Here is a 22,368-nt window from a genome sequence, read left to right as displayed (position 1 = left end):
TGCACCCCTATTTCATTAAATATTAAAAGGTTACAGAATGACCCTCATCCGCCAAGCGGTTTCAGACGCTGATATTGCCGTGGTCGCGCAGATGGGCTGGGATTACCGCGCCCATGTCGCCTCCATCTCGCCGGTTGAAGCCGAGTTGATGGAAACATTCTACCCCATTCCGAAATACACCAAGCTGATGGATACGCTCGCCACAGCACATGCCCGTCCCCGCGGCATTATTCTGCTGGCTGAAATTGACGGTACTCCGGTCGGCTGCGCCATGACGCACGCACTGGATGAGACAACAGCCGAAATCAAGCGCCTGTATGTCACCGATGCCGCCCGCGGCCATGGGGTTGCCGCCAAGCTGATCCACGCGTTGATGGACCAGGCCCGCAAAGACGGCTATACACGTGTCGTGCTTGATACGTCCAAAAACCTCACACCGGCCCGCGCCCTCTATGCCAAGCTAGGCTTTGTCGAACGTGGACCCTATCAGGATATTCCTGACACGGCCTTGCCGCACCTCGTCTTTTTCGAGGCCGCTTTATGACCCGAAAACGCACTATTGGCCTTGCTGCGATTGCGTTACTGACCGCTTTCGCCCTGATCGACATAGTCACCCACCGCGATCCGGTTTTCCCTGCCACTGTGATCGGTGTTGTCGAGGAACAGCGTTCAAACGGCGCGGATCATTGGTTTCTGGATATCGCGCTCCCCGAGGACGAGACCTTTCGTATAAAATACTACAGCCTGCGTCCCAACCGGACCCTGGGTGAACGTGTTTGCGTGCAAAAAAGCAAACGTGGTCTGTTCGGCACGTCCTATCAGGTTACAGCACAGATCAACTGTTAAGTTACGGCAGGCTCACGATGCCGCCGCCGACTGCGGCCCGCACGCCTGTGGTGCCCGCACAGCTGGTAGGCAAACCGCGCGCGACCCGCACCGCAAGATAGGCAAATGCCTGCGCCTCAAGCATATCACCATCCAGACCGACCTCTTCGATGGCAGCGACTTCGCAATCCAGCGACACACGTAGCATTTCCATCAACACAGGGTTTTGCCGACCGCCTCCCGTGACCAGCACGCGGGATGGCGGACGCGGGCAATGCTGCATTGCTTCGGCAACACCAGCGGCACACATAGCAGTCAGCGTGGCCGCCGCATCGGCATCCGGCAGTTCTTCGACCAAAGCCACCATTTCGGCGAAATCGTTTCTATCCAGCGACTTGGGCGGCATTTTCGCAAAATACGGCTCTGCCAGAAACAGCTCAAGCGCGCCGGTCTCAACCGTACCACGCCGTGCAACAGCACCGTCGCGGTCATAGGGTTGGCCCAGCCGTGTTTGCATCAGATCGTTCAGCGGTGCATTTGCGGGGCCTGTATCAAATGCCAATAACGCCCCTTCAATCTGCGGCTCGGCCACCTGTGGGTCCACCCATGTCAGATTTCCGACCCCGCCAAGATTGAGAAAGGCAACAGGTTCCTGTGCGCCGATAAATTGCGCGCAGGCGTGGTGAAAGAACGGCGCCAAAGGCGCGCCCTCGCCGCCCATCTGCACATCCGCGCTGCGAAAATCCCAAACCACCGGCACGCCCAACTCACGGGCAAGCATCGCCCCGTCGCCGACCTGCAAGGTGCCTTGCGCGCGCGGCGCGTGGGAAAGGGTCTGCCCGTGAAAGCCGATCAGATCGACATCGGTAAACTCTGACAGCACCGCCAGATGCGCATGCTCAACGACCTGTGCGGCGGTGTCGACCTCTGTGCCGGACCATTTGCCAAAGCCTGCGGCGATTGCAGCGCGTTCCTCCGCATCATAGCTGCGGTAGGCGCTGCGGCCAAAGCCTGCGATCTGTCGCCCGTCCGTCCGCAACACCGCAACATCCACGCCGTCCAGCGATGTGCCCGACATTGCGCCTGCTGCGGTCACGACACCTGTCTTTGCGATGGAATTCATAACTGCGCCCCGCCCATATTCTTGCCTTTTCCTTTGGCTTTGCCCGCCCTATAGATGCCCTGCAATCAAACCCGAGGGCAAGAGCCATGACATACCATCCGAAATCCGAATTTGTCGCCGTAATGATCGAACGGGGCTTCCTTGCCGATTGCACCGATTATCAAGGTTTGGATGAGGCGCTGCTCAAAGGCGCACAGCCTGCGTATATAGGGTATGACGCCACAGCAAAATCGCTGCACGTGGGGCATTTGCTGAATATTATGATGCTGCGCTGGTTGCAGAAGTCCGGCAACAAACCGATTACCCTGATGGGCGGCGGCACCACCAAAGTGGGCGATCCCAGCTTTCGCGCGGATGAGCGCCCCTTGCTGTCACCTGAAATGATCAATGAAAACATTGAAGGTATGCAAAAGGTATTTGCGAAATACCTGAACTATGGCGACGGCCCGTCTGATGCCATCATGCTCAACAATGCCGAGTGGTTGGACAATCTCAACTACCTCGAATTCCTGCGCGACATCGGCCGCCATTTCAGCATCAACCGGATGTTGTCATTCGAATCCGTGAAATCCCGTCTGGACCGCGAGCAAAGCCTCAGCTTTCTCGAGTTCAACTATATGATCCTTCAGGCCTATGATTTCATGGAGCTTAACCGTCGCTATGGCTGTATCCTGCAGATGGGCGGCAGCGATCAATGGGGCAATATCGTCAACGGGATCGACCTGACGCGGCGTGTGATCGATAACGAAGTCTACGGCCTGACCTCGCCTCTGCTGACCACTTCGGACGGCAAGAAGATGGGCAAATCCCAAGGCGGCGCGATCTGGCTGAATGGTGACATGCTGTCGCCTTACGAGTTCTGGCAGTTCTGGCGCAACACCACGGATGCGGATGTGGGTCGCTTCCTCAAGCTGTATACCGAGCTGCCCGTGGATGAATGTGACCGCCTCGGCGCGCTGCAAGGGTCCGAGATTAACGAGGCGAAAATCCGTCTAGCCAATGAAGTTACCGCACTGCTGCACGGTCCCGATGCAGCCGCAGCTGCCGAAGCCACAGCCCGCGAAGTCTTTGAAAAAGGCGGCGTTGGGGATGACCTGCCCACGCTCACGCTCTCGGCTGCGGATATTGGCGATGGCATTTCGATCGTGCAACTCATCGTTAAATCCGGTCTTGCCGGCTCAGGCAAAGAGGCCAAGCGCCTCATTTCCGAGAATGGCGCACGGTTGAATGATGAACCGCTCAGCGATGCGGGCATGATGATTGATGCAGCGGCTCTTGCTGCGCCGATCAAATTGTCGGCGGGCAAGAAACGACACGCTTTGGTGCAATTGGGCTAAGACTTGGGGCGGCATTAAGCCGCCCTTAACCAAGCCAAGGCGATGCTGAGCATATGTTTGATGCCAGCCCCTCGTCCAAATCACACGCCTTGATGCAAGACCACAGCTTTGCCGCGGCATTGCGTCTTTGTGGTCAAACCCCTGTGACCTTGCCCTCGGGCCTTGTGCTGTTGCGCCGCCGCATTGCCGGTGCGCCGTTGCTGATGCTACCGCGGGCAAAGCCCCCCGCCGATCTGGACGTGCAGCTTTCACAGGCTGGGCTGCACCGCCTGCCTTTGATCCTATCGCCAGAACACCCTTGTAAAATTTCCCAAAGCCTACGCCTGATGGCACCGCGCAGCTTGTTTGATGTTGATTTGAGCAGCCCCAAATCCGAACGCCGCGCACGGCTGCATCAAAACTGGCGTCACCAGCTCAAACAGGCCGAAAACGGCCCGCTGCGCGTGCTGCACCGCCCGCTTGAGCCGCTGCATCCGCTGCTCACCCTTGCGGCCACCCATGCGCGCAAGCACCGCTATGCCACATGGCCCACAGCACTATCCGCCGCCTTTGCCCGCGCAGCGCCTGAGAAAACGCATCTGTTCACCGCGCTCCTGCGGGGGCATCCTGTGGCCTATATGTTGTTTTTAACCCATGGGGACCGCGCGACCTATCATATAGCATACAACACCGATGCGGGACGCACTGAGCGTGCGCATAACCTGCTGATGTGGGAGGCGATGAACGTGCTGGCGGCACGCGGCATCACGCGGTTGGACCTTGGGCCAGAAACAACGCCAGAAATTGACCGCTTCAAACGCCGCGCTGGTGCGATTGCGCAGCCCACAGGCGGCACATGGATCAGATGGACGCCGCTGGCACGACGCCGTGCCTAGCTACCGGCTTTTTCTTCCAGCATCAGCCATTCTTCTTCGGCCTCGGCCAGCTTTTCATGGCGCTGCACCAGCGCATCGCTGGCTTTCTGGAACTTTGCAGGTTGTTCAGTGAACAAGGCCGGATCGCCCAACAGCTCTTCGAGCTTGGCAATCTCTGCGCCCAAACGCTCGATCTCGGCGGGCAGCGCCTCAAGCCTGTGTTTTTCGGTAAAGCTCAGGCCTTCGCTTTTCTGCGTTTTCGCTTGGGCTTTGGGTGTAGAGCCTTTGGCCTTTACAACGCTCTCAGAGAAATCTTCCATCCCGCGCTGTGCAATATAATCGCTCCAGCCGCCAGCATAGACCGTGGCTTTGCCGTCGCCTTCCATGGCGATGGTCGTGGCTGCAACGCGGTCAAGGAAGTCACGGTCGTGGCTAACCAGAATAACCGTGCCGTCATAGCTGCCCAGCAGTTCCTGCATCAGATCAAGAGTTTCGACATCCAGATCGTTTGTCGGTTCATCGAGCACCAGCAGGTTGCTTTCGCGTGCCATGAGTTTGGCCAGCAATAGACGCGCGCGTTCCCCGCCAGACAGGCTGCGCACGGGGGCGCGGGCCTGTGCCTCGTCAAACAGGAATTCTTTGAGGTAGCCGACAACGTGTTTGGGGTTGCCCCGCACCAAAATCTGGTCGGCCTTGCCACTCACCCGCATTTCAGGATCGCCTGTCAGGCTGTCCCATAGGGTCATATCGCCGTCCAACTGCGCGCGCGCCTGATCGAACAACGCCAGCGCCAGATTCGTGCCAAGCTTGACCTCACCACTGTCGGGCTGTTCTTTGCCGATCAGCATGTTCAGCAGCGTGGTTTTACCCACACCGTTTGGCCCCACCAGTGCGATTCTGTCACCGCGGTTCACCGTCAGGGAAAAGTCGCGCAGGATAACCTTATCGCCAAAACCTTTGGAGATGTTGATTGCTTCCATGACCTTGCGGCCGGATTTCGGTCCAGCCTCCAACGCCATCGCAGCAGTGCCTTGGCGTTTGATCTGGCTGCTGCGTTCGGCCCGCAGCTCTTGCAGGGCGCGCACGCGGCCCTGGTTGCGCTTGCGCCGCGCAGAAATGCCTTCAACCGCCCACCGCGCTTCTGACTTGATCTTGCGGTTCAGCTTGTGGCGCTGCATGTCCTCTTCTTCCCAGACTTGATCACGCCATGCCTCAAATCCCTGAAAGCCGATTTCCTGACGGCGCACAGCACCACGGTCAATCCACAGGGTGGCACGGGTCAGCGCATTCAAGAACGCGCGGTCGTGGGAGATAATCAGATAGGCCGCACGGGTCGATTTCAGCTCATTCTCGAGCCAAGCAATCGCTTCGATATCAAGGTGGTTGGTAGGTTCGTCCAACAACATCAGCTCGGGCTCCAGCGCCATCAAGCGCGCCAATGCCGCGCGCCGCCGTTCTCCGCCCGATGCTGTGGCCACAGGTCGGTCAGGGTCGAATTTGAGCCCCTCGCCTGCCCGCTCGACCTTATAAAGCTCACCGGGTTCCAACCCATGCGACGCAAATTCGCCCAAGGTCTCGAAACCCGTCAGATCGGGGTCTTGCTCCATATAACCGACGCTGACGCCGGGGCCTGCGGTGATGACGCCGCTATCGGCCTCTATCGACCCGGCCATGACTTTCATCAGGGTCGACTTGCCCGAACCGTTGCGGCCCACAAGGGCCAGACGGTCATGCGGCTGAATCACCAGCGACAAGTCATCAAATACAGGATCGCCGCCAAATGTGAGGGCGATTTCGGAGAGCTGGAGAAGGGGTGCGCGTGCCATACCTGTCGCCTACTGCGGACAGCCCGTCACGTCAATCAGACAAGTGCGCGGAGCAGCCTTTTACGCGCCGGCGGAATCGCGTCGATCTCGACGGCGGTGAACACATGCAGTGTGCCCAGATCGCGATCAATGACCGCATGATCGCTCACCCAGCCGCCCATCATCAGATAGGTCCGCAACAACGGCGGCATAGCAGCTGTCGCGCGCGCCAGATCGGGTGCGGATTGCAAAGTCATAGCATAGGGATAGACCTCGACGGCCTTTTGCTGTGCCCGCCATTGCGCAGGTGCCAGATGCCGCGCCTTGAGCAGAGCAAAGGCATCCTGATAGGGTGCCGGGTCCGTTCCCTGGAACGAGGCGCAGCCAAACAGCAGCTTTACCCCCGTCTGGTCCACATGCGCGGTCAGCGCCGCCCATGCGAGCCGCAAAATATCGGGGTCGTAATATTCGGGATGGACGCAAAAACGCCCCAGCTCCAGCAACAGCCCTCCGAAATTTTCAAGCGCGCGGATATCGTAATATTGCGAGGCATAGGAGTTCGAAAGCTGCGAGGGTTCTAATACCGACATTCGAAAGGCGGCAACGATCTGATCTGTTGTACCATCACAAACGACAACCTGTTGCGCGGTCGTATCAAAGCGATCTTCGGCCCCGCCTGCTATCCCAAAGCATTGCATACGCAGCGCCAGAACCGCCTGCATATCCATATCCCCGCCCACCAAACGGGCAGAGTATTTTCCTTTTTTCAGGGGAGTCATCTGCGCAACGTCACGCCCATTGCGCGACACTGCCAGACAATCAGCTACCAATGACCGATGCGGGGTTGAACCGGCCGATACCGCTCAACAACTGACGCAGGATGCTCTTATCCCTGACGCCCGCTGTGGTCACACGGCGGGTCAATGGCACAACCTGCCCCCGTTCCAACCCAAAGCTTTCGATATTGGTGACAACGCCTTCCGAACTAAAGCTGATGGCCAGAACCGTCCGTTCGATTTCTTTGGGCGCAAAAGCCCCAAGCGTGCGACGACGGCTGCGCACATAGTAAAATCCGCTATCATTCGCCACACCAGCCGTAGAGGGCGCGCCAATGCTTTCGGCTACAGTTTCGCGGGTGTCTACACCGATTGTGATCTGCTCAAGATCTTCGGCGGGCGGGATATAGCCATGATTCTTGAATTGGGGTGTGCAAGCCCCCAGTGCGACAGCAAATCCCGTTGCAAGCAGCACATGGCGCATCGCGCCTTTAGTGTTTGAGATACCCATGGTACGACTGCCCCTTGCCCTTAACTAGTCCGGCTTTTATCCCGCTTACACCAAATACCTCCCATGGTTCAAGAAACGAAAGCAGATGCGCATGTCACCTACTCCTCCTAATGCGACCGCCTTGCGTGTTGCAGCCCTGTCCCAGTCAACGCCGACAGCGTTTTCGCTCATTCCAGACGCGGCCGAGTTCGCGGCGCTGGTCGATGCCTTAGGTCTGGTTGGGCTGCGCAAGCTACGTTTTGAAGGCACTGTGCGCCCGCTTGGCACCGCGGATTGGCAGCTAAAGGGCAAACTGGGCGCGACTGTCGTGCAATCATGTGTCGTCACGCTTGAACCGGTCACAACTCGTATTGAGGCCAATGTGCTGCGCGTCTTTTTGAGGGACTATCAGGACGTGGATGAAGCCGAGGTAGAGATGCCCGAGGACGAGAACGCCGAACCATTGGGCGTCTGGATCGACCTTGAGGCAATCATGGAAGAAGAGCTGGCACTTGCACTGCCGGCCTACCCCCGCTGCGATGACAGCCCCGAACCCACAACCCTGCGCGTCACCGAACCGGGTAAAACCCCGATGACCGACGAACAGGCCCGCCCCTTTGCCGGTTTGGCCGCACTCAAAGCCGAACTTGAGGATAAAGATAAAGAATAATCCTCGCTAATCCCCCTTTATTGCAGGCCCGACTGGCAAAAACCGGCTTGCAGTAACGCAATTTCGCAGTATTTTGCGACGAAACCCCGAATTAGCGTTGGACAAGCGACCGGCACTTGCCTAAACGCACCCCACGCCCTTCATGGGATTGACCCGAAACCCCGGCCACCGGCACCCGACGTGCAGGCACTGGCCCCGAATACAAAGGCACCAGTCATGGCTGTCCAACAGAATAAAGTCTCCAAATCACGCCGCAACAACCGTCGTGCGCACGATTCGCTGACTGCAGCGAACCCGAACGAATGCACCAACTGTGGTGAGCTTAAGCGCCCCCACCACGTTTGCCCTTCTTGCGGCCACTATGCCGACAAAGAAGTGATTGCACAGGTCGACGAGATTGATCTCGAAGACGACGCGGCGTAAGCTGATCTAACCTACAACAACTAAAGGCATTCGCACGCGATGACGGCCCCGACCGATCAGACATCAGCGACTGCCCGCACCCTCATCTCGGTCGATGCGATGGGGGGAGATGAAGGGCCGGCAGCCGTGGTTGCCGGTTGTCTCATTTCGGCAAAGGCAAACCGCGATATTTCGTTTATCCTGCACGGCCGCGAGGCCGAGCTGCGGCCGCTTGTGTCAAAGCACCCCGAGCTTGAGATTCGCACTCAAATTCGCGATGTGGAGGGTGTGGTAAGTATGGACGACAAGCCCAGCCTTGTCGTCCGTTCGGGCAAAGACACCTCTATGTGGTCCGCTATTGATTCCGTGCGCACCGGCGAGGCCGCTGTTGCCGTTTCTTGCGGGAACACAGGCGCGTTGATGGCCATGTCCACGATCCGGCTGCGCAAGCTGCCCGGCGTGAACAGACCTGCTATTGCGGTGCTCTACCCCTCCTCCAACCCCCAGCGTTTCAACGTCTTGCTAGACGTTGGTGCAGATATTCGCGCCGATGCCGATGATCTGCTGCGGTTTGCCATGATGGGCAGTTCTTATGCGCGCAACGGCATGGATATTGCGCGGCCTCGTGTCGGGCTGCTCAATGTCGGGGTTGAGGAACACAAAGGCCGCGTCGAGCTTAAAGAAGCCTATGATCTGATTCGCGACCGCAGTCAGGATTCGAATTTCGAATTCGTCGGCTTTGTTGAAGGTGGTGATATTTCGGGCAACCGTGCGGATGTCATCGTCACAGACGGTTTTACCGGCAATGTCGCGATCAAGACCGGCGAAGGTACTGCCAGTATGATCGGCAGCCGCCTGCGCGAAGCCTTCAAGCACTCGATCTTCTCACGACTTGCTGCCTTGTTGGCCTATGGGTCATTGTTGCGCCTGCGCAAAATGGTTGATCCAAGCCGTGTGAATGGTGGCGTTTTCCTCGGGCTGAACGGGACGGTTGTAAAATCCCATGGCGGTGCCGATGCCAGAGGAATTTCGGCCGCAATCAAACTGGCCGCGCAACTGTCCAAAAACGGCTTTAACGATAAGCTGGCGGCGCGTGTTGCAACCACCCTAGCCTCGCAGGAGCCTCCCGCCCAATGACACTGCGCGCCGTCGTAAAAGGGGTGGGTCACTACCTTCCCAGCCGAGTAGTCGAGAATGCCGAATTCGAGGCAACGCTTGATACAAACGACGAGTGGATTCGCACACGGTCAGGCATTGAACGGCGCCATTTTGCAGCCGAAAACGAAACAACATCCAGCATGGCCACAGCAGCCGCACAGGCCGCATTGGATATGGCACAGCTGACTGCCAATGATGTGGATGCGCTGATCGTGGCCACTTCGACCGCCGATCTTACATTCCCCTCTGCAGCAACAATGGTTCAGGCCCAGCTTGGCATGAAATCCGGATTTGCCTTTGATATTCAAGCTGTTTGCGCCGGTTTCATCTTTGCGCTGAGCAACGCCAATGCGCTGATCCTATCCGGTCAAGCCAAGCGTGTTCTTGTTATCGGTGCCGAGACTTTTAGCAAAATCCTTGATTGGACCGACCGCAGCACTTGCGTGTTGTTCGGTGACGGTGCCGGGGCTTTGTTGTTAGAAGCGCAAGACGGCGAAGGGACAAGTGCCGACCGGGGGATCCTGTCAACGGACCTTAACTCTGATGGCACCTACCGCGATCTGCTTTACGTTGATGGAGGTGTCTCTACGGGCACGTCTGGCTACCTCAGGATGCAAGGAAATCAGGTCTTTCGCCACGCGGTTGAAAAACTTAGCTCAAGCGCCACTGCCGCCATGACCGCTGCCAAGGTCGAAAGCGCGGATGTCGATTGGATTGTTCCGCATCAAGCAAATATCCGGATCATTCAAGGCACGGCAAAAAAACTGGGCCTGTCGATGGATAAGGTCGTTGTCACCGTGCAGGATCACGGAAACACCTCAGCTGCATCGATTCCACTGGCGCTATCGGTCGGCGTCGCGCGTGGTCAGATAAAACAGGGTGATCTGCTGGTAACCGAAGCCATCGGCGGTGGTTTGGCCTGGGGCGCGGTTGTACTGCGCTGGTAGCCGCCACTCTATCGCCGCGACATGGGAATATTGCAGTGCTGTATTGACTTGCAAGCCCAAGCTAGCCAAAGTTTCCCTAAACTAATGAGGGCCAAGATGACCAATAACACACTGACACGCATGGATTTGAGCGAAGCCGTTTTTCGTGAAGTCGGGCTTTCCCGTAATGAGAGCGCCCAATTGGTCGAAACGGTTCTCGAAGAAATGTCTGACGCGCTGGTGCGGGGCGAACAGGTCAAGATTTCGTCTTTCGGGACGTTCTCGATCCGCGATAAATCTGCCCGCGTTGGTCGTAACCCGAAAACCGGCGAAGAGGTTCCAATCAACCCACGCCGCGTGTTGACCTTCCGTCCCTCTCATTTGATGAAAGACCGCGTCGCAGACGGGAACAAGTCCTGATCTGATGCCCAAATCCCCTGACGCTTTTCGCACCATCTCGGAAGTTGCTGACTGGCTTGGTATTCAGGCGCATGTCCTGCGGTTTTGGGAAAGCAAGTTTACACAAGTTAAACCGATCAAACGGGCCGGTGGGCGTAGGTATTACCGCCCCGTTGATATGCAATTGCTGGGCGGCATCAAACGTCTGCTGCACGATGACGGCCTAACGATCAAAGGCGTGCAAAAAATCCTGCGCGAAGAAGGCATGAGCCACGTGGCCGCACTTTCCGGCCCGCTTGACGATGCAGATGGCGAGGCGACGATTGAGACACGGCCAACGCCTGCCCCGCAACCCGAGCCCCAGCCAGAAGCTGTTGTTCTGCCCTTCGAGGCCCCGAAAGACCCCGCAGAGGATGCGTCTGCCACCCAAGCCGAGGATGCGACGGTGCAGGAAGCTCTGCAACCGGAAGAGCAGCCAACAATTGCCGCTTCTTCGTCAGATCCCGAAGAACCTGCAATCCAAGATGAAACCCAGCCGGAGGAAGACTCCGGTGCGATTGCCGATCCTGTTCCACAGGATATGGCAGCGCCCGAGCCCGAAGCCCCCCCTGCGGATACGGCCCCAGAGGCAACAGAAACAGCTGCTTCCCTATCCGACCACGACGATCCTCTGCCCACGGCACAGGACAGTACCGCGTCCCCTCAGGAACCAACGCCTCAAGCAGATGTCTCATCCAAGGACGAGCCTGCAGCCGAGCCGGAGACCGCAGCAGTAGACAGCCCGCAGCCCGAAGCGCCTACGGCCGCCGCACCCGAGATCGCAGCGGCAACCGAAACCTCTCTGGAAGACGCCCCTTCAGAGGAACCAGTTTCAGACGTGCCCGATGTGCAGCCCACTGCAGATGCCGCAGAGGAAGACAACGCCACGAAGACACAACAGGACGCGATCGAGGCCCAACCGGAGCCCGATGACGAGGCCCCTGTCGAAACCTCCGCATCAGAGGAATCGCCACAGATCGAAACCGAGGCCGCAACAAAACCTGTCGAAGAAAATTCGACGCTGGACATGTTCGCGGATGAGCTTCCTCAGCAAAATGAAACACCGTCAGACGCGGAAAAAGCGCCAGAGCGGCCAGAACCGCTGCAAGAGCCTGAATCTGATGACGCGTCAGAGGAGACAGCGCAGCAGACCGCAGAACCGTCGCCTGCCATCGAGGAAGAGGCACAAGAGAGCCCCCAAGCGCTCGAAGAAGCGGCGGCAAAGCCAAAGCCACGCGATATCGGTATGCCCTTTGTTGCCTCGGAAACCGATATCCCCGCAGACGTGGCCACCCTCACCCATGCACATCGTGTAACCGCTCTGGATGCTGAAACCGCAGAAAAAATGAAACCACTGCTGGCGCAATTGTCCGCTTTGCGCGACCGAATGGCTGCGCAGCGCGGTGGCGGCCAAGCAAATTTCTGAACCATCGAGCAAATGCATGAAATTGCCTCTTGCGCGCCTGCGTTTATAAGGTATGAACAGCGCCATGTCGGGCTATGGCGCAGCCTGGTAGCGCGTCCGTCTGGGGGACGGAAGGTCGCAGGTTCGAGTCCTGCTAGCCCGACCACGACATACTCAAAACGCTCGCATCCCCTCGGGTGCGGGCGTTTTGTGCATCTGAGGACCACGTATCAAAAGGACCGCCCATGCCCGGTGTAATTCCCAACCAACAGCTTGAAGCGATGATCCGTGATGGTGCGATTACCGCAACGCCAGCCGTAGACGCGGCACAAATCCAACCCGCCAGCCTGGACCTTCGGTTGGGCACAGTGGCCTACCGCGTGCGCGCGTCCTTTCTGGCAGGGCATGGTGCAAAGGTTTCCGACCGCTTGCAGGAATTCGAAATGCACCGCATTGACCTGAGCCAAGGTGCCGTTCTGGAAAAGGGCGCGGTTTACGTGGTGCCATTGATGGAGCAGCTCGCCCTGCCCCAAACTGTGAGTGCGGTCGCCAATGCAAAAAGCTCGACCGGGCGGCTGGACCTTCTTACCCGTACCATCACCGATGGTGGCGCGGAATTTGACCGCATTGCTGCGGGATATCATGGCCCGCTTTATGCAGAGATATGCCCTCGTTCTTTCTCGGTGCTGGTGCGTCCGGGCATGCGACTGAATCAGATCCGTTTTGGCACCGGCAATGCCGTATTGGATGACGATGCCCTGCGCGCCCTGCACACCGAGATACCCTTGGTGGACGGTACTGCCGTGATCGACGAGGGTTTGGGTTTTTCTGTTGATCTGCGCCTGAAGGATACCACGCTGGTGGGTTACCGCGCCAAACCCCATACCGGTGTGATCGATCTGGACCGCATTGGCGAATATGCCCCTGCGGACTATTGGGAAGAAGTGCACAGCGATAATGGTCAGATTATCCTCGACCCCGGAGCGTTCTACATTCTTGTCAGCCGCGAAGCAGTGACCATCCCGCCCAACTATGCCGCCGAAATGGCTCCTTACCTTGCTATGGTCGGGGAATTTCGCGTGCATTACGCCGGCTTCTTTGATCCCGGTTTCGGCCATGACACAGCAGGTGGTGCGGGATCACGCGGGGTGCTGGAAGTGCGGTGTCATGAGGCACCATTTGTATTGGAGCATGGGCAAGTTGTCGGACGTCTGGTGTATGAACGTATGGCCGAAGCACCTTCGCAACTGTATGGCGCGGGTATTGCGTCAAATTATCAGGGACAGGGATTGAAACTGTCCAAGCATTTCAAAGCGCCCTAGGCACCAAAGGGGGCGCTGCCCCCATGGGCCATATGGCCCATCCCCCCGGAGTATTTCGGGCTAGAGAAAATAGGGTCAGAGCTTGCCCACGCGACGGGCGACTTTCATGGCCTGCTTGGCCTGTGCAGCACCCTGTTTGTTTTGCCTTTTTGCGCGCCGCGCTGCGCGTACTTCTTGCTGGGTCGGGCCGTCAGGCTGATTACCGTAGTCGTCGAGCTGCGGCTGTGGTTTACGGTTGCGTCCTATGCTGGCCGCTTTGTTGAAGCCGGCATCAATGCCTTTGTTGAGCATTTTACGCATCACGATACGCATCACCATGTTGATAATCTGGTTCATCTCGCGTTCCTTTGACTGGCCTTTGATTGCTAACATAGCGTGAATTGCGGCGATATTGGGGTTAATCTTCGAAAAGTTCGCTTTGGCCTTCTGTAGCCTCTGGTTCGTCCTCTCCATCGCCGACCTGTGGCATCAGGCCCATGGGCGGACGGTTTTCCAGCAACCCGGCTGAGCGGAGCTCTTTGAGGCCCGGGAGGTCGCGGGCATTCTCGAGACCGAAATGGTCGAGGAACGTTTCTGTGACCACAAAAGTCACAGGGCGTCCCGGGGTCATCTTGCGGCGCCCGAAACGGATCCATTCGAGTTCCAGTAATTGATCTACCGTGCCGCGGCTCACGGAAACGCCACGGATTTCTTCGATTTCGGCACGGGTGACCGGCTGTTGGTAGGCAATGATGGCAAGGGTTTCGATTGCCGCGCGGCTGAGCTTGCGCACTTCAACCGTTTCCTTCTGCATCAGATACCCCAGATCGGCCGCAGTTCGCATCGCATAGGCATCGCCGATTTTCATCACCTGTACGCCGCGTCCTTGGTAGCGACGGCGCAGGTATACCATTGCTTCGGCGGGATCCGAGCCATGGGGCATACGGGCCTGGAGTTCTTTGATCGTCACAGGTTCCGCGCTGGCAAAAAGCACGGCTTCGATCATCCGCTCTTGTTCGGCCATAGGAAGTGCCGCGAAAAGGCTTTCTTCTTTTTCTTCAGTGTGTTCGGTCATTCTATCAATCTTTCTTGCGCAACTGGATCGGTGCGAAAATATCGGATTGGCGGATCTCGAGGTGGCCTTCTTTGACCAATTCCAATGAGGCCGCAAAAGTCGCAGCGGTGGCCGAGCGGCGTCGCACCGGATCGACCTCCCAGCCCTCGGGCAGGTAGCTTGTCAGATCGCCCCAATCGCCGGCAAAGCCAATCAAACCGCGCATCCGGTCCAAGGCTTCCTCCATGGTAAAGACGTTTTCGCGGTCCATGACAAAGGGGCGGAATTCGTCCCGGGTGCGGGTACGGGCATAGCCCTGCATCAAATCCAGCAATGTGGCAGTATATGTGACGTGGCGCACGCGTTCGACTATCTGCACCTCGCCACGGGCGAAGAAATCCCGCCCCAGCTGGTTTCGTGCCATAAGACGGGCTGCCACATCGCGCATCGCCGCGAGCCGCTCGAGCTGGAAGGCAAGATGGGCGGCAAGCTCCTCGCCGCTGGGTCCCTCATCTGCGGGATCGGGGGGCAAAAGCAGACGTGATTTCAAGAAGGCGAGCCATGCCGCCATCACCAGATAATCAGCCGCAAGTTCAAGCCGCAGCGCTTTGGCCTTGTCAACAAAGGTAAGATACTGGCGCGCCAGCTGGAGTACCGAAATAGCACGCAAATCGACCTTCTGGGTACGGCTAAGCGTCAGCAACAGGTCAAGCGGCCCTTCAAACCCCTCGACGTCGACAATCAATGCCTCGGCAGCCACCCGTTCGGCGACCGATACGGCATCTTCTTCAGCGGTGTTTTCAGCCATGCACGCCCTCGCCCAAAAGCGCCTCTAGCTGCGCTTCGAGGGCGGTAATATCAATATCGTCGGGCTTTTGGCGATAGCTAAGTGCACGCTGCGCGCGGCGTAGCGCGGCTTCGCCCATCTCGCCTGCGGCCTGTGCGACCTCAGCCCGCTCGGCCAGCGTGCCGTTACAATGGAGAATTACATCACAGCCCGCAGCGATTGCTTCACGGCTGAGATCGCTCAACGAACCGCTGAGCGCCTTCATGGAAATATCATCGGTCATGATTAGATTGTCGAAACCGATATCATCCCGAATAACCTGCATCATACGCGTGGAAAGCGTGGCCGGTGCCGTATCGATGGCTTCGTACACCACGTGGGCAGTCATCCCCATGGGCGTGTCGCGCAGGGCTTTAAAGGGCGCAAAATCCACCCGTTCAAGATCGGCATGGGGTGCCGTCACCCGGGGCAATTCGAAATGGCTGTCTGCAGTGGCACGGCCATGACCGGGGATATGTTTGATCACCGGCAGCACACCGCCCGCCAGCATCCCGTCATTAGCCGCCTGCCCCATCATCGCAACCGATGCTGCATCCAACCCGTAACAGCGATTGTACAGGAACTCATGCGTATCCACGCCGGGCACGTCTACCATGGGTGCGCAATTGCTGTCGATTCCGAGTGCGTAAAGCTCATGGGCAATCAGACGAAAGCGGATATACATCGCTTCGGCTGCCTTCGCACCCGCGGCCTTTACAAAATCCAGCGGAGGTTGCCATTCGCGCCATGTGGGCGCACGCAGGCGCTGTACACGGCCGCCTTCCTGATCAGTCGTGATCGGTGCATCATGGCCTGCAGCCTCGCGGAAATCATCGCATAGGGCGCGTACCTGATCGGGCGTATCGATATTACGGGCAAACAGGATAAAGCCAAAAGGCTTGCTGTCGCGGAACAGCGCCTTTTCATCTGCCGTCAGGCGGTGGCCTTCGGCATCAAGGATCGTGGCACCAAAACTATTCACCGTGTCACCACAGGGATGCAGTCGACGCTTTCGGCCAGCAGAGCCGAGCAGAACCGGCGGGCTTCGCCGATATCATCAAAACCATGCGCGCGCAGGCGATAGAACGTACGGCCGCCTGATTTGGCTTCCATCACGACACGGTCTTTACCTTCCATGAAAGGCGCAAACCGCGCACTCAACTGCCCCCATTGGGCGCGGGCGATTTCAGGAGAGTCGAACGCCCCCAGCTGAACCAGCCGCGTGCCGACCGGCAAGCTGCTTGCGGGAATTTCTTTCGGGCCGGATGAGGCCGCCGGAGCAGTTGCTGCAACCTGTGTCGGGCGCGCCGCACGGCTGGGGCGCAGGGTCGGACGTAGCGAAACACGTATGCCCGCCCCGCCAAGTTCGGCACCGGAAATCGAGGCTTTTACAGGGATTGTTTCCCCCTCAAGCGGCTCAAGCGGCGCGACACCGTTGGTCAATTGCGCGACAAGATCTTCTACCGAACCGTCCTCGAAGGCTTTCGCGACGTCTTGTACCACCGCAGCCTCATAGACCTGCTCGGGCGATGGTGCGGGTGTCTCCGGCGTCGCGGCAACATCTTGAGGAATAAGGATAGGCTCGTCTTCTTCAGCAAGTTCAATGGGTTTCGGCGCGAGCTTCAATTGATCAGCGTGGGCTTCTGCTGCGCCGACTTCGGCGACGTTGTTCACCGAAAGGCCCTGATGCTGCGCCAATTGGCCGCCGGGCTCTTCGGGACGCACACGCATCTCACCTGCGGCGGCGCGCACGACGGGGATGCCGCTCACGTCGCGAACCAAAAGCTTATATCCCCAGACACCGACACCTACCACAAGCGCCAGCGAAATGGCGGCACCTGCTATATTTGTCGCCTTACTCAAGGGGTTGGACGGAGCCACAGCGTACTCGGATTGCACATGGGGGGCCACGCCCCCATAGGGGGATTGGTTGTAATCTGCCATCTTTGCCTCTCTGCCCGCGCGATACATTGCCGCTTGGGTCTGGTCGTCGTTTGCCTGCTGCCCTGCGGCGCGATGCTTAACGCATCTCTTCCGCAGGGGTCACGCCCAAGATACCCAAGCCTGCCGCGATTACAATCGCGACGGCACGGGCAAGGGCAATTTTCGCCTGTGATGTTGCAGGATCGTCCTCCTGAATGAAACGAAGGCCTGTTTCGGCATTCCCCAAATTCCAGAAACCGTGCAAATCCCCTGCGATTTCATATAGATAAAAGGCAATCCTATGGGGTTCATTGCTGCGCGCGGCCGTTTCAACAAGGCGCGGCCATTCTGCAACTTTACGCAGCAGCGCCAGCTCGGCCGCATGGTCGAGCTTTGTCAAATCGGCAGATTTCAGCGCCTCATCGCTCACATCAATCCCCGCAGCACTCGCCTTGCGCAGCACACTGGCCACACGGGCGTGGGCATATTGCACATAGAATACAGGGTTCTCGCGCGACTGCTCCATCACCTTGCCGAAATCGAAATCAAGCGGCGCATCATTCTTACGGGTCAGCATGACAAAACGCGTTACGTCTTTGCCGACCTCCCGGATCAAGTCGCTCAGCAAGACAAAGTTGCCTGCCCGTTTGGACATCTTGAACTCTTCGCCGTTCTTGAACAATTTCACCAGCTGGGTCAGCTTGATGTCCAATGGCACTTTACCATCGGACAGCGCGTGCACGGCCGCTTTCATCCGTTTGACATAACCGCCGTGATCCGCACCAAAGACGTTGATCAACTGGTCATAACCGCGTTCGACCTTGTCATAGTGGTAGGCAATATCAGGCGCGAAGTAGGTCCATGCGCCATCATGCTTTTTGATCGCACGGTCCTGATCGTCCCCGAATTCGGTGGATTTGAACAGCGTTTGTTCGCGCGCCTCATAATCGTCGGGCAGCTTGCCTTTGGGGGGCTCCAATGTGCCCACATAGATCAGGCCCATCTTATCGAGCTTATCAAGGCATGCTTCGATCTTGCCGGTGTTATACAGCGACTTTTCAGAAAAGAACCGGTCCATTTCAACACCAAGCAACGCCAGATCTCCGCGGATCAGCTCCATCATTGCATCGGTTGAAAAATCACCAATCGGGCCCAGCCAGACGCTTTCGGGCTGGTCGATATATTGCTCACCCACCGTTTCTTTGAGCTTTTGCCCAACCGGAATAAGGTAATCGCCCGGATAGGTCCCGTCAGGAAAGGCCACTTCGCGGCCGTGAGCCTCAAGATACCGCAGATAGACCGACCGCGCCAACATCCCGATCTGGCCACCGCCGTCGTTAATCACATATTCGCGGGTCACATCCCAACCGGCAAACGCCAGCAATGATGCCAGCGCGTCACCAAACACCGCACCACGCGTATGACCCACGTGCAGCGGGCCCGTAGGGTTTGCCGATACATATTCGACATTCACGGTTTTGCCTGTGCCAATGGTTGCACGGCCATAATCCGTACCGCTTGCCAGAACGTCTGCGGCAAGGTTCTGCCACACCGCGGGCACCAGCCGCAGGTTCAGGAACCCTGGTCCGGCTACTTCAGCGGCGGCGATCCGCGAATCTTCGGTCAGGCGTAGTGCCAATTTATCCGCAATATCACGTGGTTTCATGCCCGCAGGCTTTGCCAGCACCATCGCGGCATTGGTTGCCATGTCGCCATGGGCCGCATCACGCGGCGGCTCGGCGGTGACGTTATCTGTGCTCAGACCGGCAGGTAGGTCGCCAGCAGCGACCATGGCGTCAAGCGCGCTAATAACAAGGGAACGGATATCGGCAAAAAGATTCATGTCACTGCTTTCGGGGGTCATGGTTTGCCTTCATGTACCATTTAGACGCCCCGCGTCAATCACAGCCGCAATTCTGTCCCATTGAGCGGTCCCATTGACCGCGCCAGCAAGCCGATCACTGCCGGACGCGCCGCAGCATCGGCTCGGGTGCCCATATTCACAAGGTTAAGCGCAAGCCCGTCACGCCGCAGGGCATCAACAAACGCCCCCTGCGTAGACAGCAACGCGGGCACCATCGCCCCTGCCTGAACCTCCAACGCCTGTTCAGGGCGGCGCGCCACGGTCACGATCTGCCCCTCACTCGCCGTCAGCGCGGGCATAAATGCCTGCACTGCGGCCTGTAAGACGGCCACATTCAAATCTATCCTGCCCGGTTGGCGCAGCGGCATCAGGTTGACGACCGCATCCAGCCGCGCCTCTCCCCATGCGCGGCCCACGCGGCGCAATGCGTCTTCCGGCTCTCCTTTGAGGGCCAGAGCTACGGCTTTTCCGATCCGGTCAAGGCCCTCACCGGCAGCGTCGGCAACCACAACCTGCGCACCGCAGCCCATCATGGCGCGCGCCATGCTGCGTCCAAAACCGCAACAAGCCCCAAGAACGATGATCCGCTTGCCGTGTAAAATACCTTTGGCCTTTGGTCTTTCGGCCTGTTCCATCTGTCTGTCCAACATAAAGGTCCCCTTCCCTCAGGCGCCCGCGCGGGGGGTGCCCCCGATCAGACGGCTATGTTCATGCAGCGCAAAGCGGTCTGTCATGCCGGCGATATAATCGGCCACGGTGCGCGCCAACATTGTACGATCATTGCCCGCCACGGCAATATGTTTCGCCCAATCTTCCGGCATCAATTCGGGCTGATCCACAAACAGGGCAAACAACCCCTCGACCACGCTACTGACCTCTGCGCGGATTTTCATCACCGAGGGCGCGCGATACATCCGCGTAAACAAAAACCGCCTTATTTCACCCAGATCGCGCCACATACCGTCTGAAAAGCGGATCACCGGCCTGCCAAGCCTGCGAATATCCTCGACAGAGTGCGCTTCGCACAGCACCAATTGATGGCGCGATGTGTCAATCACATCAGCGACCATCATGCCAAACACCCGCCGCAAGGCCTCGTGGCGGCGGCGATAAGGGTCGAGTTCGGGGTACAACGCATCGACTTCGGCAAAGGCGGTGCCGACCAGTGGCAGCGCGGCAATCTCTTCTTCGCTGAACAGCCCTGCCCGCAGCCCGTCGTGCAAATCATGGTTATTATAGGCGATATCATCCGACAGCGCGGCAACCTGCGCCTCGGCGCTGGCGTGGGTGTGCAATTCAAGATCATGCAGCGCGTTGTAGTCAGCCAAAGCATGGGGCAACGCTGCAGGCGCGTCACTTAAAGGCGCGGCAATGACGGGGCCGTTATGTTTGGCGATACCTTCTAGCGTCTCCCACGTAAGGTTCAGCCCGTCGAACTCGGCATAGTGACATTCCAGCGCTGTCACAATCTTGATCGCCTGCGCGTTATGATCAAACCCGCCATAGGGCGCCATCAGCGCATGCAGCGCATCCTCGCCAGTGTGGCCAAAGGGCGGATGACCCAGATCATGGGCCAGCGCGACGGCCTCGGTCAGCTCGTCGTTGAGATAAAGCGCCCCTGCGATCGTGCGCGCGACCTGAGCGACCTCGATACTATGGGTCAGGCGTGTGCGGTAGTAATCGCCCTCATGCTCCACGAACACTTGGGTCTTATGCTTGAGCCGCCGGAAAGCGCTGGCATGGATGATCCGGTCACGATCCCGTTGGAAGCAGGAGCGGAAGCTGCTTTCCTCCTCCGATATGCGCCTGCCACGGGCACGGTCGGGGTCTGAGGCGAAAGATGCACGCATGAACCGGGTCTCCTGTTGCGTCGGTGCTTGTACCGCGCTTATGGGCTTTCTATATTACGAGCGTGACCCAATGGAAACACTGCGGAGTGACCGACATGAACCTGCCCCCAAAAGTGACCGACCGCGCCTTTGAACGACTCGCTGAAATTGGCGCTGCCACTGACGGCAAAGCGCTGCGCATCGCTGTTGAGGGTGGCGGCTGTTCCGGCTTCCAATACGAGATCGCGCTGGATGAACCCAAAGATGACGACCTCAAACTGCAAGGCGCGGGTGAGACCGTTGTGGTTGATTCTGTCTCCCTGCCGTTTCTGGCAAATGCCGTGATTGATTTCAGCCAAGAGTTGATCGGCGCGCGGTTTGTGATCGAAAACCCCAACGCCACATCCTCCTGCGGCTGCGGCACGTCGTTTTCAATGTAGCAACCGCCACCGCGGGTCCAACTACGCTCGACCAGCCTGCTTGCCCCTTGTGCGCATTTGCGCGATAGCTTGCGCTATCCACGCATAAGGAGCCTTGCCCCATGAAGATCGCCACATTCAACATCAACGGTATCAAGGCCCGCATCAACGCCCTGCCCGACTGGCTGGATGAGGCGCAACCCGATGTGGTTCTTATGCAAGAGATCAAATCCGTGGATGAGGCTTTCCCCCGAGAGATTTTCGAGGACCGTGGTTATAACGTCGAGGTCCACGGGCAGAAGTCATTCAATGGCGTGGGCATCCTGTCCAAACTGCCCCTAGAGGACGTCACCTGTGGCCTACCCGGTGACGACAGCGACGAACAGGCCCGCTATATCGAGGCGACAGTCGTCGGTGAAAACCACTCCGTGCGGCTGTGCGGTTTGTATCTCCCCAATGGCAACCCTGTTGAGTTGGAAGAAGACGGCACGCCCGTTGCGGGGGGCAAATACGCCTATAAGCTGGGTTGGATGGACCGGCTTCACGCCCGCGCCCAAGAGCTGCTGGCCGAAGAAACGCCATTTCTGATGGCCGGCGATTATAACATTATTCCCCAACCCGAAGACGCCGCCAAACCGGAAAGCTGGGTTGGCGATGCTGCTTACCGCCCCGAGAGCCACGCCAAATGGCGCAACTTGCTGAACCTTGGCCTGACCGAGGCCTTCCGCGCCCGCCACCAAGGCCCCGGGCACTATAGTTTCTGGGACTATCAAGCGGGCGCATGGAACCGCAACAACGGCATCCGCATCGACCATTTTCTGCTTTGCCCCTATACAGCCGACCTGCTGCGCGATTGCCAGATAGACAAGGACACCCGCGGTCGTGACAAGCCCAGTGATCACGTGCCTGTCTGGATTGAACTGGACCTGTGACCGCTCCTCTC

Annotated in this window: 25 protein-coding genes and 1 tRNA gene; 14 read left to right on the top strand and 12 right to left on the bottom strand. The window is 58.3% G+C overall.

Going from position 1 to position 22,368, the window contains the following annotated elements:
- The first annotated feature begins 37 nt into the window (after positions 1-37).
- Together ABJM03_RS11165 and ABJM03_RS11160 are read left to right on the top strand one after the other, a co-directional pair.
- Positions 38-544, top strand: a complete 507-nt coding sequence (locus ABJM03_RS11165) for a GNAT family N-acetyltransferase (RefSeq protein ID WP_348417485.1) — start codon at positions 38-40, stop codon at positions 542-544.
- Positions 541-846 carry a hypothetical protein gene (locus ABJM03_RS11160; RefSeq protein ID WP_348417483.1) on the top strand — a complete coding sequence of 102 codons (306 nt, stop codon included), beginning with the start codon at positions 541-543 and terminating at the stop codon, positions 844-846. Before ABJM03_RS11165 ends, ABJM03_RS11160 begins: the two co-directional genes overlap by 4 nt.
- 1 nt (position 847) lies before the next feature.
- Here ABJM03_RS11160 and ABJM03_RS11155 read toward each other — a convergent pair whose 3' ends face one another.
- On the bottom strand, positions 848-1,948 hold the full coding sequence (locus ABJM03_RS11155; protein ID WP_348417481.1) for an anhydro-N-acetylmuramic acid kinase: 1,101 nt from the start codon (positions 1,946-1,948) through the stop codon (positions 848-850).
- 86 nt (positions 1,949-2,034) lie between these two features.
- Here ABJM03_RS11155 and tyrS point away from each other — a divergent pair, with 86 nt between their 5' ends.
- A complete protein-coding gene (tyrS, locus tag ABJM03_RS11150) occupies positions 2,035-3,285 on the top strand; it encodes a tyrosine--tRNA ligase (RefSeq protein ID WP_348417480.1) in 1,251 nt (416 codons plus the stop codon).
- Positions 3,286-3,338: 53 nt separating this feature from the next.
- Complete coding sequence (locus tag ABJM03_RS11145) at positions 3,339-4,160, top strand: GNAT family N-acetyltransferase (RefSeq protein WP_348417478.1); 822 nt, start codon at positions 3,339-3,341, stop codon at positions 4,158-4,160.
- On the opposite strand, the gene ABJM03_RS11140 is transcribed toward ABJM03_RS11145, so the two are convergent.
- The 3 genes from ABJM03_RS11140 to ABJM03_RS11130 are packed head-to-tail and all read right to left on the bottom strand — an operon-like array spanning position 4,157 to position 7,231.
- On the bottom strand, positions 4,157-5,965 hold the full coding sequence (locus tag ABJM03_RS11140; protein WP_348417477.1) for an ATP-binding cassette domain-containing protein: 1,809 nt from the start codon (positions 5,963-5,965) through the stop codon (positions 4,157-4,159). The two genes, ABJM03_RS11145 and ABJM03_RS11140, sit on opposite strands and share 4 nt — an antisense overlap.
- A gap of 35 nt (positions 5,966-6,000) precedes the next feature.
- Positions 6,001-6,723 carry a GNAT family N-acyltransferase gene (locus ABJM03_RS11135; RefSeq protein WP_348417475.1) on the bottom strand — a complete coding sequence of 241 codons (723 nt, stop codon included), beginning with the start codon at positions 6,721-6,723 and terminating at the stop codon, positions 6,001-6,003.
- A 40-nt stretch (positions 6,724-6,763) separates the two neighbouring features.
- The gene (locus tag ABJM03_RS11130) at positions 6,764-7,231 is read right to left on the bottom strand and encodes an outer membrane protein assembly factor BamE (RefSeq protein WP_348417473.1); all 468 of its coding nucleotides are present in this window, start codon (positions 7,229-7,231) and stop codon (positions 6,764-6,766) included.
- Between the two features lie 91 nt (positions 7,232-7,322).
- Between ABJM03_RS11130 and ABJM03_RS11125 the strand changes: the two genes are divergently transcribed.
- From ABJM03_RS11125 to ABJM03_RS11090, 8 genes are all read left to right on the top strand, one after another.
- On the top strand, positions 7,323-7,880 hold the full coding sequence (locus ABJM03_RS11125; RefSeq protein WP_348417472.1) for a DUF177 domain-containing protein: 558 nt from the start codon (positions 7,323-7,325) through the stop codon (positions 7,878-7,880).
- Positions 7,881-8,096: 216 nt separating this feature from the next.
- On the top strand, positions 8,097-8,303 hold the full coding sequence (rpmF, locus tag ABJM03_RS11120) for a 50S ribosomal protein L32 (protein WP_348417470.1): 207 nt from the start codon (positions 8,097-8,099) through the stop codon (positions 8,301-8,303).
- A gap of 39 nt (positions 8,304-8,342) precedes the next feature.
- A complete protein-coding gene (plsX, locus tag ABJM03_RS11115) occupies positions 8,343-9,419 on the top strand; it encodes a phosphate acyltransferase PlsX (RefSeq protein WP_348417468.1) in 1,077 nt (358 codons plus the stop codon).
- Entirely contained in the window at positions 9,416-10,387 is a 972-nt protein-coding gene (locus ABJM03_RS11110; RefSeq protein ID WP_348417466.1) for a beta-ketoacyl-ACP synthase III, read from the top strand. The genes plsX and ABJM03_RS11110 overlap by 4 nt, the downstream gene beginning before the upstream one ends.
- An 84-nt stretch (positions 10,388-10,471) precedes the next feature.
- On the top strand, positions 10,472-10,786 hold the full coding sequence (gene ihfA, locus ABJM03_RS11105; protein WP_348417464.1) for an integration host factor subunit alpha: 315 nt from the start codon (positions 10,472-10,474) through the stop codon (positions 10,784-10,786).
- Positions 10,787-10,790: 4 nt separating this feature from the next.
- Positions 10,791-12,230 carry a MerR family transcriptional regulator gene (locus ABJM03_RS11100; RefSeq protein ID WP_348417462.1) on the top strand — a complete coding sequence of 480 codons (1,440 nt, stop codon included), beginning with the start codon at positions 10,791-10,793 and terminating at the stop codon, positions 12,228-12,230.
- 68 nt (positions 12,231-12,298) lie between these two features.
- Positions 12,299-12,375 (top strand) — tRNA-Pro (locus tag ABJM03_RS11095).
- A gap of 79 nt (positions 12,376-12,454) precedes the next feature.
- Complete coding sequence (locus ABJM03_RS11090) at positions 12,455-13,531, top strand: 2'-deoxycytidine 5'-triphosphate deaminase (RefSeq protein ID WP_348417460.1); 1,077 nt, start codon at positions 12,455-12,457, stop codon at positions 13,529-13,531.
- Between the two features lie 75 nt (positions 13,532-13,606).
- Here ABJM03_RS11090 and ABJM03_RS11085 read toward each other — a convergent pair whose 3' ends face one another.
- From ABJM03_RS11085 to ABJM03_RS11050, 8 genes are all read right to left on the bottom strand, one after another.
- Positions 13,607-13,867 carry a hypothetical protein gene (locus ABJM03_RS11085; protein WP_348417459.1) on the bottom strand — a complete coding sequence of 87 codons (261 nt, stop codon included), beginning with the start codon at positions 13,865-13,867 and terminating at the stop codon, positions 13,607-13,609.
- A 61-nt stretch (positions 13,868-13,928) separates the two neighbouring features.
- Positions 13,929-14,585 carry an SMC-Scp complex subunit ScpB gene (gene scpB, locus ABJM03_RS11080; RefSeq protein ID WP_348417457.1) on the bottom strand — a complete coding sequence of 219 codons (657 nt, stop codon included), beginning with the start codon at positions 14,583-14,585 and terminating at the stop codon, positions 13,929-13,931.
- Between the two features lie 4 nt (positions 14,586-14,589).
- Positions 14,590-15,372, bottom strand: coding sequence for a ScpA family protein (locus ABJM03_RS11075; protein ID WP_348417455.1), 783 nt, complete (start codon positions 15,370-15,372; stop codon positions 14,590-14,592).
- Positions 15,365-16,372, bottom strand: coding sequence for a beta-N-acetylhexosaminidase (gene nagZ / locus ABJM03_RS11070; RefSeq protein WP_348417454.1), 1,008 nt, complete (start codon positions 16,370-16,372; stop codon positions 15,365-15,367). Before nagZ ends, ABJM03_RS11075 begins: the two co-directional genes overlap by 8 nt.
- Positions 16,369-17,334: an SPOR domain-containing protein gene (locus ABJM03_RS11065; protein WP_348417452.1), complete on the bottom strand. Its 966-nt coding sequence runs from the start codon at positions 17,332-17,334 to the stop codon at positions 16,369-16,371. The genes nagZ and ABJM03_RS11065 overlap by 4 nt, the downstream gene beginning before the upstream one ends.
- A 76-nt stretch (positions 17,335-17,410) precedes the next feature.
- On the bottom strand, positions 17,411-19,156 hold the full coding sequence (gene argS / locus ABJM03_RS11060) for an arginine--tRNA ligase (protein WP_348417450.1): 1,746 nt from the start codon (positions 19,154-19,156) through the stop codon (positions 17,411-17,413).
- A gap of 59 nt (positions 19,157-19,215) precedes the next feature.
- Positions 19,216-19,827, bottom strand: coding sequence for a hypothetical protein (locus ABJM03_RS11055; protein ID WP_348417448.1), 612 nt, complete (start codon positions 19,825-19,827; stop codon positions 19,216-19,218).
- A gap of 15 nt (positions 19,828-19,842) precedes the next feature.
- Positions 19,843-21,027 (bottom strand): deoxyguanosinetriphosphate triphosphohydrolase, encoded by a 1,185-nt coding sequence (locus ABJM03_RS11050; protein WP_348417446.1) that lies wholly within the window; start codon positions 21,025-21,027, stop codon positions 19,843-19,845.
- A 95-nt stretch (positions 21,028-21,122) separates the two neighbouring features.
- Between ABJM03_RS11050 and ABJM03_RS11045 the strand changes: the two genes are divergently transcribed.
- Together ABJM03_RS11045 and xth are read left to right on the top strand one after the other, a co-directional pair.
- Complete coding sequence (locus tag ABJM03_RS11045; protein ID WP_348417444.1) at positions 21,123-21,446, top strand: iron-sulfur cluster assembly accessory protein; 324 nt, start codon at positions 21,123-21,125, stop codon at positions 21,444-21,446.
- A 101-nt stretch (positions 21,447-21,547) separates the two neighbouring features.
- Positions 21,548-22,357 carry an exodeoxyribonuclease III gene (xth, locus tag ABJM03_RS11040; RefSeq protein ID WP_348417443.1) on the top strand — a complete coding sequence of 270 codons (810 nt, stop codon included), beginning with the start codon at positions 21,548-21,550 and terminating at the stop codon, positions 22,355-22,357.
- Positions 22,358-22,368: the final 11 nt, after the last annotated feature.

The organism is Sulfitobacter sp., from assembly GCF_039977885.1.
In the GTDB taxonomy this organism is placed as follows: Bacteria; Pseudomonadota; Alphaproteobacteria; order Rhodobacterales; family Rhodobacteraceae; genus Sulfitobacter.
Note: the sequence above shows the minus strand (reverse complement) of the source record. Positions and strands in the feature narration are given on the sequence as shown.